The following is a 16,019-nucleotide window of genomic DNA, read 5'->3' as shown; positions in this document are numbered from 1 at the left end:
TCGGGGCATACCCCAGCTGAACCCGACAGACCGGGAGGAACGATGACGGTGACCGAGGTGGCCCGGGCCACGTCCGAGAAGGGCCGCTGGATCGGCGACTGGCGCCCCGACGACCCCGCCTTCTGGGAGAGCACGGGCAGGCGGGTCGCCCGGCGCAACCTCGTCTTGTCGATCTTCGCGGAGCACCTGGGCTTCACGCTCTGGACGGTGTGGAGCATCGTGGCCGTCAAGCTCGGCGCGTTCAAGTTCTCCACCGACCAGCTGTTCTGGATCGTCGGCCTGCCCAACCTGGTGGGGTCGGCCCTCCGCGTCCCCTACACCTTCGCCCCCGCCAGATTCGGCGGCCGGAACTTCACCGTCGCCAGCGCGCTGCTGCTGCTGATCCCCGCCGTCGCGCTCGCGGTGGCGGTGAGCGACCCCGGCACGCCGTACTGGGCGTTCCTGCTCATCGCGGCCACGGCCGGCTTCGGCGGGGGCAACTTCGCCTCCAGCATGGCGAACATCACCTACTTCTACCCGCGGACGAAGCAGGGGGCCGCCCTCGGCCTGAACGCCGCGGGCGGCAACATCGGCGTCAGCTCCGTGCAGCTCCTGATGCCGCTGATCATCGGCGCGTTCGGGCTGGCCTTCGCGGGGCTGTTCTGGGTGCCGTTCATCCTGGCGGCGGCGGTCGGCGCGTTCTTCCTCATGGACAACCTCACGTCGGCCAAGGCCAGCCCCAAGGAGCAGTTGAAGATCGTCGGCAGGGGCCAGACGTGGATCATGTCGATCCTCTACATCGGCACCTTCGGCTCGTTCATCGGCTACTCCACGGCCTTCCCGCTGCTCATCAAGTCGCAGTTCCCCGAGCACCTGGGGCTCATCTCCTACGCCTTCCTCGGGGCGCTGCTCGGCTCGCTCGTCCGCCCGGCCGGCGGCTGGCTGTCCGACCGGCTCGGCGGGGCCCGGGTGACGTTCGTGAACTTCGCGGCGATGGCGGGCGCGCTGTTCCTGGTCTGGCGGGGCCTGAGCGCGCACAGTGCCGGGCTGTTCTTCGGCGCCTACCTGCTGCTGATCGCCACCGCGGGCGTGGGGAACGGCTCGACCTACCGCATGATCCCGGTGATCTTCCGGGCCCAGGCCGTCGAGGGCGTGCCGCCCGCGGACGAGGCCGCCCTGGACAAGGCGGTCGCAGCCGGGAAACGCGACGCCTCCGCCGCGATCGGGATCATCTCCGCGATCGGCGCCTTCGGCGGCTTCTTCATCAACCGCGGCTTCGGCACGTCGATCGCCGCCACGGGCGGCGCCGGCGCGGCCATCGGGGCGTTCGCCGTCTTCTACGCGCTGTGCTTCGCCCTCACGTGGTTCTGCTACCTGCGGACCGTGGGCGCGAAGGTCGCCCCCAGCCTGGCCGCGGCCCGCGTCTAGAAACGGCCCGCGTCTAGAAACACGGTCCGGAGAACGCGGGTCGAGAAGCACCGGCCCAGCGAACACAGGTCCAGGGCCTCGCTCCGAGCGGGCTCACATCTCGCCGGGCGCGTAAGTGAGCGCGGTTAGCGGCTTGTAGCACAGCAGTAACAGGAGGGACCCAGCGGTGAAACCGCCTGAAAGCACCATCGGACCCATGCCGATCTCACTATCCGCCGAGGGGCCTGTGATGTCACGGCCGCCGGTGGGTGCGGCGGCGACGCACTGCCCTTACTGCGCACTGCAGTGCGGCATGTACGTCGTGGACGGTGAGGTCACGCCACGTACGGACATCCCGGCGAACGCCGGCGGCCTCTGCCAGAAGGGCTGGACGGCGGCCGAACTGCTGGACTCGCCCGAGCGGCTCACCTCCCCGTTGCTGCGCGGCAGCCCGGTGAGCTGGGACGAGGCGCTGGACTTCGTGGCCGCACGGATCAGGGCGATCCAGGCGAAGCACGGCCCCGACGGCGTGGCCGTCTTCGGGGGCGGCGGGCTGACGAACGAGAAGGCCTACCAGCTCGGCAAGTTCGCCCGGGTGGCGCTGCGGACCAGTCAGATCGACTACAACGGCCGGTTCTGCATGTCGTCGGCGGCCGCGGCCGCCAACCGCGCCTTCGGCATGGACCGGGGCCTGCCGTTCCCCATCACCGACATCGGCGCCGCCGACGCGGTGATGCTCGCCGGGGCCAACGTCGCGGAGACCATGCCGCCTTTCGTCCGGCATCTGACGGCCATGCGGGCGAACGGCGGCCGCCTCATCGTCGTCGACCCCCGCCTCACCAGGACGGCGAAGCTGGCCGACCTGCACCTGCGGGTGACGCCGGGCACCGACCTCGCCCTGGCCCTCGGCCTGCTGCACATCGCCATCGCGGACGGCTACGGCGACGAGGGCTACCTGGCCGAGCGCACGAGCGGCTTCGACGAGGTCCGCACGTCGGTGTCCGCCTGGTGGCCCGAGCGGGCCGAGAGGGTGACCGGAGTCCCTGTGGCCCAGATGCGCGAGGCGGTGCGGATCCTCGGCCGCGCCTCCCGCGCGATGATCCTGACCGGGCGGGGAGCGGAGCAGCACGCCAAGGGGACCGACACGGTCACCGCGTTCATCAACCTCGCCCTCACGCTCGGCCTGCCCGGCCGCCAGGGATCCGGATACGGCTGCGTCACCGGCCAGGGGAACGGCCAGGGCGGCCGCGAGCACGGTCAGAAGGCCGACCAGCTCCCGGGCTACCGCAAGATCGGCGACCCGGCGGCGCGGGCGCACGTCGCCGCCGTCTGGGGAGTCTCCCCGGCCGACCTGCCCGGACCCGGCCGGTCGGCCTACGAGCTCCTCGACGCGCTGGGCACCCCGCGCGGGCCGAAGGCGCTGCTGCTGTTCGGGTCGAATCCGGTGATCTCCGCGCCGGACGCCACCCGGGTCGCGGAGCGGCTGGCCTCGCTGGACCTCCTCGTGGTGTCCGACTTCGTGCTCTCCGAGACCGCCGCGATGGCGGACGTCGTGTTCCCCACGACCCAGTGGGCCGAGGAGGAGGGCACGATGACCAACCTGGAGGGCCGCGTCCTGCTCCGGCGGCAGGCCGTCCCTCCGCCCTCCGGGGTGCGGAGCGACCTGTCCATCCTGTACGGCATCGCCGACCGGCTCGGCTGCGGAGAGAAGTTCCCCACGGACCCCCGCGCGGTCTTCGAGGAGCTGCGCCGGGCCTCGGAAGGCGGGACCGCCGACTACTCCGGGATCACCTACGAAAGGATCGCGGCCGAAACCGGCGTCTTCTGGCCCTGCCCCGCCGTGGAGCCGGGGGAGGAGCCGCACCCGGGGACGCCGCGGCCCTTCCTCGACCGCTTCGCCACCCCCGGCGGGCGGGCCCGTCTCGTTCCCGTGGAGCACCGCCCGGCCGCCGAGGAGATCGACGGAGACTACCCCTTCTACCTGACGACCGGCCGCGTGCTGGCGCACTACCAGTCCGGCGCGCAGACCCGCCGGATCCGCCCGCTCACCCAGGCGTCCCCCGAGGTCTTCGTGGAGCTCCACCCCGACCTGGCCGAGCGGCTGGAGATCACCCCGGGCGACCGGGTCCGCGTGCTGAGCCGCCGGGGCGCCGCCGAAGGCGTGGCCAGGGTGAACGGCACGATCCGGCCCGACACGGTGTTCATGCCGTTCCACTGGGACGGCGCCAACAGGCTCACCAACCCGGCGCTCGACCCGGTGTCGCGGATGCCCGAGTTCAAGGTCTGCGCCGTGAACCTGGAGCGTGTCGCGTGAGGCTCGTCGTCGTGGGGAACGGGATGGCGGGGGCCCGCCTGGTGAGCGAGGTCCGCGCCCGCGGCAAGGACGTGCGGATCACCGTCTTCGGCGCCGAGACCCGGCAGCCCTACAACCGGGTGCTGCTGTCCAACGTCCTGGCGGGGACGTCGAGCCCCGAACAGGTGCGGCTGCTCGACCCCAGGTGGTACGCCGACCACAACGTGACCGCCCGCCTCGGTGTCACGGTGACCACGGTCGACCGAGACGCCCGGACGGTCGTCGCCTCCGACGGGACGCGAGAGCCGTACGACGTGCTGGTGCTGGCCACGGGCAGCGAGCCGGTGGTTCCGGCCATCCCTGGGGCGGAGCGTGCGACCGCGTTCCGGACGCTGGACGACTGCGACCGGATCCGCGACGCCGCCAGGTCCGCCCGGAGCGCGGTGGTGGTCGGCGGCGGCCTCCTCGGCGTCGAGGCCGCGCGCGGCCTGGCCGGGCTCGGCATCCCGGTGACGCTGCTGCACCAGGCCCGCCACCTGATGGAGCGCCAGCTCGACGCCGAGGCCGGGCTGGTCCTGCGGGAGACCCTGGCCGCGCTCCGCGTCGAGGTCCGCACCGGCGTCACGGTCAGCGCGGTCCACGAGAAGGGCGTCGAACTGGCAATGGCGCCGTCCTCCGTGGTGGCTTCGTCCACGGCGCCGTCCTCTGCGGCGGTGCCCTCCGCTACCGCGTCCTCCGCTTCCGCGTCCTCCGCCACTCTGCCCTTCATCACGGAGACCGTGGACGCCGATCTGGTGGTCCTGGCCTGCGGCGTCCGGCCTGTCGTCGGCCTGGCCCGCGACGCGGGGCTGGAGGTCGATCGCGGCGTCGTCGTGGACGACGAGATGCGCACCGACGACCCGGCCATCTTCGCGATCGGGGAGTGCGCCCAGCACGACGGGATGGTCTACGGCCTGGTCGCGCCCGCCTGGGAGCAGGCCGCGGTGGTCGCCGACCTGGTCACGGGGGCCGACAAGGGCGCGCGGTACCGCGGCTCCCGGCTGGTCACCCGGCTCAAGGCCGCCAGCGTGGAGCTGGCCGCGATGGGGGAGACGCACCTGACCGAGGACGAGGCGGAGATCGTCCGCTTCAGCCACCGCCACAAGGGCACCTACCGCAAGCTCGTCATCCGCGACGGCCGCCTGGTCGGCGCGATCCTGCTGGGCGAGACGCCGGCGGTGGGCACGCTGACCCAGCTCTACGACAGGGGAGGGCCGCTCCCGGGCGACCGGGCCGGCCTGCTCTTCCCCGGCCCGCTCTTCCCCGGCTCGACGACGGGCGCCGTCGCGGACAGCCCGGTGCGGATGCCGGACTCGGCCAAGGTCTGTCAGTGCAACAACGTGACGAAAGGCGAGATCAGGGCGTGCTGGGAGTCCGGCGGCCGTGATGTGGCGGCGGTCGCCGCCGCGACCAGGGCCACCACCGGATGCGGCGACTGCCGCGACGCCGTCGAGGGGATCGTCGGCTGGCTGTGCGAACAGGAGGTGGTAAGCGCATGAACCCGAACAGGCTCGTCGTCGTCGGATACGGCCCCTCGGCGCACCGGCTGGTGGAGGCGGTCCGCGCCGGAGGCTTCGAGGGGGGCATCACGGTCTTCGGGGAGGAGCCGCGCCCGGCCTACGACCGGGTGGCGCTGACCTCCTACCTGGCCGGCAAGAGCGTGGAGGACCTCACCTATCCCGCCCCCGGCGGCGTCACGCTCAGACTGGGCAGCCGGGTCGCCCGCGTCGACCGCGAGAGCCGTACGGTCATCACGGCCTCGGGGGACGCCGAGCCGTACGACACGCTGGTCCTGGCCACGGGGTCGGCGCCGTTCGTGCCGCCGGTGCCCGGCAAGGAGCTGCCCGGATGCTTCGTCTACCGGACGATCGAGGATCTGGACTCCATCAGGGAGGCGTCGCGGAGCGCGAGCGCCGGGGTCGTCATCGGGGGCGGACTGCTGGGCCTGGAGGCGGCCGACGCGCTCCGCGGTCTCGGCCTGGAGACCCACGTCGTCGAGATGAGCCCCTGGCTGATGCCGAGGCAGGTCGACGAGGGCGGCGGCGCCGTGCTCAGGAACCACCTGGAGGCGCTCGGCCTCATCGTCCACGTCGGCTCCGGAGTGCGGGCCGTCGAGGCGGGCCCGGACGGCCGCGCCGCCCGGCTGGTCAAGCCGGACGGCGAGGTGATCGAGGCCCAGATCGTGGTGTTCTCCGCCGGTATCCGGCCACGCGACGAGCTGGCCAGGCAGTGCGGCCTCGCCGTCGGCGAGCGTGGTGGCATCGCCGTGGACTCCGGCATGCGGACCTCCGACCCGGACATCTACGCGATCGGCGAGTGCGCGCTCGCCGGAGGCATGGTCTACGGGCTCGTCGGGCCGGCCTTCGCGCAGGCGGAGGTGGCGGCCGACCGGATCATGGGCGGCTCGGCGGCGTTCGAGGGAGCCGACCTGTCGACCAAGCTGAAGCTGCTCGGCGTGGAGGTCGCCCAATTCGGGGAGACCCAGTTCCGGCGGACGGGGCCCGGTCAGACGCCGGGCGTGCTCGACGTCACCTACATGGACCCGGTCGCGGGCGTCTACAAGAAGCTGTTCGTCAGCGACGACGCCAAGACGCTGCTCGGCGGGATCTGCGTGGGCGACGCCGCGCCGTACGGCACGTTGCGGCCCTTCGTGGGCCGGGCGCTGCCGGGGTCGCCGAGCGACCTGCTGTTCGCCGGTGCGGGCGGCGTCCAGGCCGACCTGCCGGACGACGCCCAGGTCTGCTCGTGCAACAACGTGACGCACGGCCGGATCCGCACGGCCATCGCCGACCACGGCCTGACCGGAGTCCAGGGCGTCAAAGATTGCACCCGGGCGGGGACGACCTGCGGCAGCTGCGTGCCGATGATCCAGCGGATCCTCGTCACGTCGGGGGTCGAGGTCGGCAAGGCGCTGTGCGAGCACTTCGCCCACAGCCGGGCCGAGCTGTTCGACATCGTCCGGGTCCGCGGCATCACGACGTTCTCCCAGCTCATCGCCGAGCACGGGACCGGGCGCGGCTGCGACGTCTGCAAGCCGGTGGCGGCCTCCATCCTGGCGTCGCTGGGCAACGGCCACATCCTCGAAGGGGAGCAGGCCGCGCTCCAGGACACCAACGACCACTTCCTCGCCAACATCCAGAACAACGGCACCTACTCGGTCGTGCCGCGCATCCCGGGGGGCGAGATCACGCCCGACAAGCTGATCGTGATCGGCGAGGTCGCCCGGGACTTCGGGCTCTACACCAAGATCACCGGCGGGCAGCGGATCGACCTCCTCGGCGCCCGCGTCGAGCAGCTGCCGCAGATCTGGAAGAAGCTCGTTGACGCCGGCTTCGAGTCCGGCCACGCGTACGGCAAGGCGCTGCGGACTGTGAAGTCGTGCGTCGGCTCCACCTGGTGCCGGTACGGCGTGCAGGACTCGGTGGGCCTGGCGATCGAGCTGGAGCTGCGCTATCGCGGCCTCCGGTCGCCGCACAAGCTCAAGGCGGCGGTCTCAGGGTGCGCCCGCGAGTGCGCCGAGGCGCGGTCCAAGGACTTCGGCATCATCGCCACCGAGCGGGGCTGGAACCTCTACGTCGCGGGCAACGGCGGCTTCACGCCGCGGCACGCCGATCTGCTCGCCGCCGACGTGCCGACGGACGTCCTGGTCAGGACCATCGACCGGTTCCTGATGTTCTACATCCGCACGGCGGACCGGCTGCAGCGGACCGCTGCCTGGCTGGAGAGCCTGGACGGCGGGCTGGGCTACGTCCGTGAGGTGATCATGGAGGACTCGCTCGGCATCTGCGCCGACCTCGACGCCCAGATGGACCGGCACGTTCAGAGCTACTTCGACGAGTGGCGCGCCACCCTCGAGGACCCCGAGAAGCTGAGGCGGTTCGTGAGTTTCGTCAACGCCCCGGGCACCCCCGACCCGTCGATCTCGTTCGAGACCGAACGCGACCAGATCAAACCTGTGCTGATCCCCCTGGAGGCGGTGAGCCGATGAGCGTCATCCAGGACGCGTCCCCGCTGTCCGGCGGCCTCTGGACACCGGTCTGCCCCTATGCCGACCTCCTGCCCGAGCGCGGCGCGGCGGCGCTCGTGGGCACGTGCCAGGTCGCCGTGTTCCGCACCTTCCACGGCGACCTCTACGCCGTGGGCAACCGGGACCCCTTCAGCGGGGCCTGCGTCATGTCGCGGGGCATCGTCGGGACCAGGAACGGCGAGCCCACCGTGGCGTCCCCTATGCACAAGCAGGTCTTCTCCCTGGTCACCGGGGTCTGCCTGGACGACCCCGCGAAAGCCGTACCGACCTATCCGATTCGCGTCACCGATGGAACCGTGGAGGTGAGCGTGGCATGACCGCGCTTCTGGAGGATCCCCTTGTCACCCCCGAGACGGCGCCGGACGCCCTGGCCGGGTTCACCATCGGGGTGACGGCGACCCGCCGCCGCGAGGAGTTCTCCGCGCTGCTGGAGCGGCGCGGCGCCCGGGTGGTCCAGGCCCCGGCGATCCGCGTCGTCCCGCTGGCCGAGGACACCGGCCTGCTGGCCGCCACCCGCGCGTGCCTGGAGGCGCCGGTCGACTACGTGGTGATCACCACTGGCGTGGGCTTCCGGGGCTGGATGGCGGCGGCGGAGGGCTGGGGGCTGTCCACCGACATCGCCGCCCACTTCGGGGACTCCCGGCTGCTCGCCCGAGGCCCGAAGGCGCGGGGCGCGGTCCGCGCGGCGGGGCTGACGGACTACTGGACCCCGGCGACCGAGTCGTGCGAGGAGGTCAAGCAGTACCTCCTCGCCCGCGACCTGCGCGGCCTGCGCATCGCGGTCCAACTGCACGGCGAGCCGCTCACCGGCTTCGTCGAGTCGCTGCGCGACGCGGGAGCCGAGGTCATCGAGGCGCCGGTCTACCGCTGGCTGCCCTACCGGGACACCTCCCCGCTGCGCCGCCTGGTCACCCAGGCCGTCTCGGGATCGGTGGACGCGGTGGCGTTCACCAGCGCACCCGCCGTGATCGCCATGCTGAACGCGGCCCGTGCCGACGGGCTCGAAGAGGCGCTGCTGGCGGCCTTCAACACCGACGTCGTGGCGGCCTGCGTGGGCTCGGTCACCTCCGGGCCACTCGCGGCGCGGGGCGTGCGGGTCATCCAGCCCGATCGGCCCCGGCTCGGCGCCCTGGCCCGGACGCTCGCCCGCCACCTGCCGGAGAGCAGCGTAACCCGGCTGTCCGCCGGCGGGCACGAGCTGGAGATCCGCGGCCACGCCGTCGTGGTCGACGGCGACCTCAAGCCGCTGCCGCCCGCCCCGATGGCGGTGCTCAAGCGGCTCGCCGAGCGGCCCGGCCACGTCGTGGCACGTTCCGAGCTGCGGACGGTGCTCCCCGGCGGGCCGTCGCGCGACTCCGCCGAGCACGCGGTCGAGATGGCGATCACCCGGCTGCGCCGGGCACTCGGCCCCGGCGGCATCGTCGAGACCGTCGTCAAGCGGGGCTACCGCCTGGCCTGCGGGCGGGACGACCGGTGACTCCCACCCTGGTGCTCGCAGCGCACGGGGCGCGCAACGGGGACTGGGAGTCCGTCATGGCCTCGCTCGCCGGGCGGGTCCGCCGGGCCCGCCCCCGGAGCCGGGTCGAGCTCGGCTTCCTGGAGATCAGCTCCCCGCTGCTGTCCGACGTGCTTGCCGCCGTACCGGGGCCGGTGGTGGTGGTCCCCCTGCTGCTCGCCGGGGGATATCACGTGCACATCGACCTGCCCGCCGTGGTCGCGCGGGCCCGGCCCGACGCCCGCGTGGCGGGTCAGCTCGGCCCGCACCGGCTGCTGACGTCCGTGCTGGCCCGGCGGCTCGCCTCGGCCGGGCTGCGGCCCTGCGACGCGGTGATCCTCGGCGCGGCCGGATCCTCGGACCCCGCCGCCCTCGAGGACGTCCGCGCCGCCGCCCGCCTTCTGTCGGTACGGCTGTCGCGGCCCGTCACGGCCGCCTTCGCGTCGGCCGGCGGCCCCACGGTCGCCGAGGCGCTCGAGCAGGTCAGGTCGGGGCCCGCCCCGAGGGTCGCCATCGCGTCGTACCTCCTCGCCCCCGGGTTCTTCCACAGCCGCCTGGCGCGCAGCGGGGCCGACGTGGTGAGCGCCCCCCTCGGCGTGGACGACGACCTGGCCGCCCTGGTGTGGACCCGCTTCGACGAGACCTTCCACGGGGCTCTCGACGGTGCTTACGGCGGTGCGTACGACGGCGCTTACAGCGGTGCTTATGGCGGGGTTCACGACGGGGTTCACGACGGGGTTCACGACGGGGTTCATGGGTTCATGACAGTGCTCCGGCGCCGCGTCTGAGGGCGGCTCACGCGTCCCTGTTGCCACGAACCGCCGCCCCCACCGCCTCCGCTGGCCGTGGGTCGCCCCCGGCCGACCCTTGGCCGGACGATCAAGATCGCGGTACGCTCTGGCATGCCAGAAAGCGCCCCGGAAAGCGCGCTCGACGAGGCCGCCGAGCAGCCGCGATTACCCGCGCTCACCCGGGTGTTGACGAGTCCTCCCGGACGGGTCCTGCTTCCGCTCGTCGCGCTGGCGGGGCTGATCCTCCTGCACGACAGGAGCCTCCCCGGTGGGGGCCCTATTGACATTTACCTCCTTGGGCTCCTGATCGCGTTCATCGCGGTCATCGTCTGGATCCCCCGTTTCGGGGTGGGCCTCCTGCGGTCCGACGGCCGCCCCAGGCTCCTCAGGCACTGGGCGCGCTGGGCCGCCGCGCCGGTCATGGGGCTGGCCGTGGCCGGGCTGGTGTACTTCGACGTGCCTTTCACCGCCAGGTTCGCGCTTTCTGAGGCAAGCCTGGAGCGCGTCGCGCGCGCGGTCGCGACAGGGAGCGAGCCCGAGAGCGGCGACGGGTGGGTGGGGCTCTATCCGGTGACGTCGATCGAGCGGATCGAGGACGGCGCGCGGTTCCTGGTGAGCGACACGGGTTTCCTGGACGAGTACGGCTTCGCATGGAGCCCGAAGGGGCCGCCAACGGAAGAGTCCCGCACCGTGTACACCCACATGGACGGCCCTTGGTACCTGTGGGAGAGCCGGTGGTGAGGGTCCCGGGAGAGCCGGGCTTGTGGGTCGCCCTGGCCGCCTCGCCTGTTCTTCCCGCCTTGTTCCTGCCGGGGAAATACGTCTGGCCGGTGGGGCCCCTTGTCGCGCTGGCCGCCATGTTCGCCGCCGTGACCAGGGCGTACCAGGACGTGGCGCTGATCCGGGCTACCCAGGAGCGGGCCGAGGCCCCCGAGCCTCCCGGCCCTTCTGGATCACCCCCGCCGGGATCCTCCGCGTCGCCGTGATCAAGCAGAGTTTCCCGGGAAGCTCGGGGACGTGGGCTTTCCCGGGTCGTGATCATGCGCCGATTCCGCCGCACGCGGTCTGATCAGCGCCGACACTCTTTGTGATCATGCAGTGTCCGTCCGGCGGGCGTGCCCTTATAGTGCATGATCACGCTGTGTGAACCGTCAGGTGGGACGGTGTGTGCGGGAACATGTACATGATCACGCTGCGCGAAGCGTCAGGTGGGGCGGTGTGTGCGGGAACATGTACATGATCACGCTGCGCGAAGCGTCAGGTGGGGCGGTGTGTGGCGGAACATGTGCATGATCACGCCGTGGCTCGGAGGCAAGGCCTCCACATATCACACACATTCACACGTCGCACATCGTTCTGCCCCTACTTGACCGGGGTCCTAGCCGTCGGTGCCGCGGTCGCGGCGGCGCAGGTAGCGCTCGAACTCGGCCGCGATGGCGTCGCCGCTCGCCTCGGGCAGGTCGGCGGCGTCCTTGCGCTCCTCCAGCTCCCTGACGTACTCGGCGACCTCGGTGTCCTGCGCCGCGAGCTCGTCGACGCCGTGCTCCCAGGCACGGGCCTCCTCGGCCAGCTCGCCGTACGGCATGGGGATGTCGAGCATGTCCTCGATCCGGCGCAGCAGCGCCAGGGTCGCCTTCGGGTTGGGCGGCTGGGCGACGTAGTGGGGGACCGACGCCCACAGCGAGACGGCCTGCAGCCCGGCGGTGCTCAGCGAGTGCTGCAGCACGCCGACGATGCCGGTGGGGCCCTCGTATTTCGTCAGCTCCAGGTTGAGCGCGCGGGCGAGACCCGGGTCGCTTACCGAGCCGACGATCGGGACCGGCCGGGTGTGCGGGGAGTCGTTCAGCAGCGCCCCCAGCAGGATCGCCAGCTCGACGCCCAGGTCGTGGCAGAGCCCGACGATCTCGGCGCAGAACGACCGCCACCGCATGTTGGGCTCGATGCCGCGCAGCAGCACGACGTCGCGCTTGGCGCCCGGCGGGCGGGCGAGCAGCAGCCGGGTCGTCGGCCAGATGATGGAACGGGTCAGGCCCTCGCCGAGCTCCACGATGGGCCGGGTGACCTGGAAGTCGTAGTAGTCCTCGGGGTCGAGCTCGACCAGCGGTGTGGCCTTCCACTCCGTCTCCAGGTGGGCGAGCACGCCGCTGGACGCCTCACCCGCGTCGTTCCACCCTTCGAACGCGGCGATGAGCACCGGGTCGACGAGCTCTGGGAGCCCTTCGAGCTCGATCACGCGCCGCCTCCCTCATTGGCCCACACGGCATGGTTCAACTCAAGACTATTCGGTGAGGGTACCCGGGCGTCACCTTCGTGTCCCACCGGCTCGTTGCGCTGCGCCGGCAGCCGCGTTGAAGTGGCGTTGAAGCCGCGTCGGAAGTTACGTGGAGGTAACGCGGACATGGGAGGACCCCTCGAAGATCCCTTCATTGGACATCACGTTCAATTCGCGGGGGCGGTGTCCCGATAGGCTTGCTCCATGACCAGCCGACCGTCCTTCCGTGAAGTGCTGTCCGAGCGAGTTTTGGTCGCCGACGGGGCCATGGGGACGATGCTGCAGTCCTATGACCCCACCCTGGAGGACTTCCAGGGCCATGAGGGCTGCAACGACGTGCTCAATGTCAGCCGGCCCGACATCGTGCGGGCCGTCCACGACGCCTACCTCGCGGTGGGCGTCGACTGCGTCGAGACCAACACCTTCAACGCCAACCGGGCCGCCCTCGGTGAGTACGGCATCGCCGACCGGATCTTCGAGCTGTCCGAGGCCGGCGCGCGGCTGGCCCGGGAGCAGGCCGACCAGTGGTCCACGGCCGATCACCCCCGGTTCGTCCTCGGCTCCATGGGCCCCGGGACCAAGCTCCCCACGCTGGGCCACCTGCCGTACGAGACGCTGCGCGACGCCTACCAGGAGAACGCCGCGGGCCTGATCGCGGGCGGGGCGGACGCACTGATCATCGAGACCTGCCAGGACCTGCTCCAGGTCAAGGCCGCGATCGTCGGCGCGAAACGGGCCATCGAGGCCGCGGGGCGGGATGTCCCGATCATCACCCAGGTCACCATCGAGACCAACGGCGCGATGCTGCTCGGCTCCGAGATCGGGGCGGCGCTGACCGTGATCGAGCCGCTGGGCGTCGACCTGATCGGCCTCAACTGCGCCACGGGCCCTACCGAGATGAGCGAGCACCTACGCTACCTGGCCAAGCACGCGCGGCTGCCGATCTCCTGCATGCCGAACGCCGGGCTCCCGCAGCTCACCTCCGACGGCGCCTACTACCCGCTCACGCCGGGGGAGCTGGCCGACGCACACGAGGGGTTCACCCGCGACTACGGCCTCGCGCTGGTCGGCGGCTGCTGCGGCACCACGCCCGAGCACCTGCGCCAGGTGGTCGAGCGCATCCGCGGCAAGGCCCGTGCCGTACGGCGTCCGCGCCCCGAGGCGGGGGCGGCGTCGCTCTACCAGCATGTGCCGTTCCGGCAGGACACGTCGTATCTCGCGATCGGCGAGCGGACGAACGCCAACGGGTCCAAGGCGTTCCGCGAGGCGATGCTGGCGGGCAACTACGAGGAGTGCGTCGAGATCGCCAGGGCGCAGGCCCGCGACGGCGCGCACATGCTCGACCTGTGCGTCGACTACGTCGGCCGGGATGGTGTCGTGGACATGAAGGAGCTGGCGTTCCGCTTCGCCACCGCCTCGACGTTGCCGATCGTGCTCGACTCCACCGAGCCGGCGGTGATCGAGGCCGGTCTGGAGATGCTCGGCGGCCGCGCCATCGTGAACTCGGTGAACTACGAGGACGGCGACGGCCCCGACTCGCGCTTCACCAAGGTGATGCGGCTGGTCAGGGAGCACGGCGCCGCTGTGGTCGCGCTGACCATCGACGAGGAGGGCCAGGCCCGCACCGCCGAGTGGAAGGTCCGCGTCGCGGTCCGCATCATCGAGGACCTGGTGGGCAACTGGGGCATGCGGGTCGAGGACATCATCGTCGACTGCCTCACGTTCCCCATCTCCACCGGTCAGGAGGAGACCCGCCGCGACGGCATCGAGACGATCGAGGCGATCCGCGAGCTGAAGCGGCGCTACCCGACCGTGCAGACCACGCTCGGCCTGTCCAACGTGTCGTTCGGCCTCAACCCGGCCGCGCGGATGGTGCTCAACTCGGTCTTCCTCAACGAGTGCGTCAACGCCGGGCTCGACTCGGCGATCGTGCACGCCTCGAAGATCCTGCCGATGGCGCGGATCCCGGACGAGCAGCGCCAGATCGCCCTGGACATGATCTACGACCGCCGCCGCGACGGCTACGACCCGCTGCAGCGGTTCATGGAGCTGTTCGAGGGCGTGGACGCGGCGGCGCTCAAGGCCGGGAAGGCGGCGGAGCTCCTCGGGCTGCCGCTGTGGGAGCGGCTCAAGAGGCGCATCGTCGACGGGGAGAAGAAGGGCCTGGAGGCCGACCTCGACGAGGCGCTCGCCCAGCGGCCGGCGCTGGAGATCATCAACGACGTGCTGCTCGACGGCATGAAGACGGTCGGCGAGCTGTTCGGCTCCGGCCAGATGCAGCTGCCGTTCGTGCTCCAGTCGGCCGAGGTCATGAAGACCGCGGTGGCCTACCTGGAGCCCTACATGGAGCGGGTCGAGGGCACCACCAAGGGGCGGATCGTGCTGGCCACGGTCAAGGGCGACGTGCACGACATCGGCAAGAACCTCGTGGACATCATCCTGTCCAACAACGGCTACGAGGTCGTCAACCTCGGCATCAAGCAGCCGGTGTCGGCGATCCTGGAGGCCGCGGAGGACAAGAAGGCCGACGTCATCGGCATGTCCGGGCTTCTGGTGAAGTCGACGGTCATCATGAAGGAGAACCTCGAGGAGATGAACTCCCGGGGCATCGCCGAGAAGTATCCGGTGCTCCTGGGTGGCGCCGCGCTGACCAGGGCGTACGTCGAGCAGGACCTGGCCGAGCTGTACCGCGGCGAGGTCCGCTACGCCCGCGACGCCTTCGAGGGCCTGCGGCTGATGGACGCGTTCATGGCGGTCAAGCGCGGCGAGAAGGGGGCCGAGCTGCCCGCGCTCCGCGAGCGCCGGGTCAAGACCGGGGCCGTCCTGAAGCGCACGGCGGTCGAGGACCTGCCGTCCCGCTCCGGCGTGGCGGCCGACAACCCGCTGCCCACGCCGCCGTTCCTCGGCGACCGGGTGGTCAAGGGCATCCCGCTCGCCGACTACGCCGCGTTCCTCGACGAGCGGGCCACGTTCATGGGCCAGTGGGGCCTCAAGGCCGCCCGCGGCGGTGACGGGCCGTCGTACGAGGAACTCGTCGAGACCGAGGGCCGGCCGCGGCTCCGGATGTGGCTGGACCGGCTCCAGACGGAGAACCTGCTGGAGGCGGCCGTCGTCTACGGCTACTTCCCCTGCGTCAGCGAGGGCGACAACCTGATCATCCTCGACGACGCCGGAAACGAGCGGACCCGGTTCACGTTCCCGCGGCAGCGCCGCGACCGGCATCTCTGCCTGGCCGACTTCTTCCGGCCGCGCGAGTCGGGCGAGGTCGACGTCGTCGCCTTCCAGGTCGCCACGATGGGCAACCGGATCAGCGAGGCCACGGCCGAGCTGTTCGCCAAGGACGCCTACCGCGACTACCTGGAGCTTCACGGCCTGTCCGTTCAGCTCACCGAGGCGCTCGCCGAGTATTGGCACGCCAGGGTGCGCTCGGAGCTGGGCATCGGCGGCGACGAGTCGCTCGCCGACATGCTCAAGGTCAACATCGCGGGCTGCCGCTACTCCTTCGGCTACCCGGCCTGCCCGAACCTGGAGGATCAGGTGCAGGTCATGGAGCTGCTCGACCCGTCGCGCATCGGCGTGACCCTGTCTGAGGAGTTCCAGCTCCACCCCGAGCAGGCCACGTCGGCGCTGATCTCCCACCATCCCGAGGCGAAGTACTTCAACGTCTGACGTACTTCAACGTCTGACGTACTTCAACGTCTGACGTACTTCAACGT

The 16,019-nt window shown here is 71.4% G+C and carries 11 protein-coding genes; 10 read left to right on the top strand and 1 reads right to left on the bottom strand.

Annotation, left to right across the window (positions count from 1 at the left end; translation table 11 throughout):
* Positions 1 to 42: 42 nt before the first annotated feature.
* The 9 genes from N5079_RS21090 to N5079_RS21050 all read left to right on the top strand — a co-directional run bounded on the left by N5079_RS21090 (position 43) and on the right by N5079_RS21050 (position 11,017).
* The gene (locus N5079_RS21090) at positions 43 to 1,407 is read left to right on the top strand and encodes an MFS transporter (RefSeq protein WP_261585672.1); all 1,365 of its coding nucleotides are present in this window, start codon (positions 43 to 45) and stop codon (positions 1,405 to 1,407) included.
* 196 nt (positions 1,408 to 1,603) lie between these two features.
* A complete protein-coding gene (locus tag N5079_RS21085) occupies positions 1,604 to 3,700 on the top strand; it encodes a molybdopterin oxidoreductase family protein (RefSeq protein WP_410007817.1) in 2,097 nt (698 codons plus the stop codon).
* Positions 3,697 to 5,217: an FAD-dependent oxidoreductase gene (locus N5079_RS21080; protein WP_261585671.1), complete on the top strand. Its 1,521-nt coding sequence runs from the start codon at positions 3,697 to 3,699 to the stop codon at positions 5,215 to 5,217. Before N5079_RS21085 ends, N5079_RS21080 begins: the two co-directional genes overlap by 4 nt.
* Positions 5,214 to 7,706, top strand: a complete 2,493-nt coding sequence (gene nirB, locus N5079_RS21075) for a nitrite reductase large subunit NirB (protein WP_261585670.1) — start codon at positions 5,214 to 5,216, stop codon at positions 7,704 to 7,706. The genes N5079_RS21080 and nirB overlap by 4 nt, the downstream gene beginning before the upstream one ends.
* A complete protein-coding gene (gene nirD, locus N5079_RS21070; protein WP_261585669.1) occupies positions 7,703 to 8,062 on the top strand; it encodes a nitrite reductase small subunit NirD in 360 nt (119 codons plus the stop codon). The genes nirB and nirD overlap by 4 nt, the downstream gene beginning before the upstream one ends.
* Positions 8,059 to 9,222 carry a uroporphyrinogen-III synthase gene (locus tag N5079_RS21065; protein ID WP_261585668.1) on the top strand — a complete coding sequence of 388 codons (1,164 nt, stop codon included), beginning with the start codon at positions 8,059 to 8,061 and terminating at the stop codon, positions 9,220 to 9,222. Before nirD ends, N5079_RS21065 begins: the two co-directional genes overlap by 4 nt.
* Positions 9,219 to 10,028: a sirohydrochlorin chelatase gene (locus N5079_RS21060; RefSeq protein WP_261585667.1), complete on the top strand. Its 810-nt coding sequence runs from the start codon at positions 9,219 to 9,221 to the stop codon at positions 10,026 to 10,028. Before N5079_RS21065 ends, N5079_RS21060 begins: the two co-directional genes overlap by 4 nt.
* 114 nt (positions 10,029 to 10,142) lie before the next feature.
* The gene (locus N5079_RS21055) at positions 10,143 to 10,772 is read left to right on the top strand and encodes a hypothetical protein (protein ID WP_261585666.1); all 630 of its coding nucleotides are present in this window, start codon (positions 10,143 to 10,145) and stop codon (positions 10,770 to 10,772) included.
* A complete protein-coding gene (locus N5079_RS21050; RefSeq protein ID WP_261585665.1) occupies positions 10,766 to 11,017 on the top strand; it encodes a hypothetical protein in 252 nt (83 codons plus the stop codon). The genes N5079_RS21055 and N5079_RS21050 overlap by 7 nt, the downstream gene beginning before the upstream one ends.
* A 392-nt stretch (positions 11,018 to 11,409) precedes the next feature.
* On the opposite strand, the gene N5079_RS21045 is transcribed toward N5079_RS21050, so the two are convergent.
* Positions 11,410 to 12,264, bottom strand: coding sequence for a PAC2 family protein (locus tag N5079_RS21045; RefSeq protein WP_261585664.1), 855 nt, complete (start codon positions 12,262 to 12,264; stop codon positions 11,410 to 11,412).
* A gap of 243 nt (positions 12,265 to 12,507) precedes the next feature.
* Between N5079_RS21045 and metH the strand changes: the two genes are divergently transcribed.
* The gene (gene metH, locus N5079_RS21040; RefSeq protein ID WP_261585663.1) at positions 12,508 to 15,972 is read left to right on the top strand and encodes a methionine synthase; all 3,465 of its coding nucleotides are present in this window, start codon (positions 12,508 to 12,510) and stop codon (positions 15,970 to 15,972) included.
* Positions 15,973 to 16,019 lie beyond the last annotated feature (47 nt).

The sequence above is a fragment of the Planotetraspora sp. A-T 1434 genome (assembly GCF_025420585.1).
Lineage (GTDB): Bacteria > Actinomycetota > Actinomycetes > Streptosporangiales > Streptosporangiaceae > JAOEGB01.
Note: the sequence above shows the minus strand (reverse complement) of the source record. Positions and strands in the feature narration are given on the sequence as shown.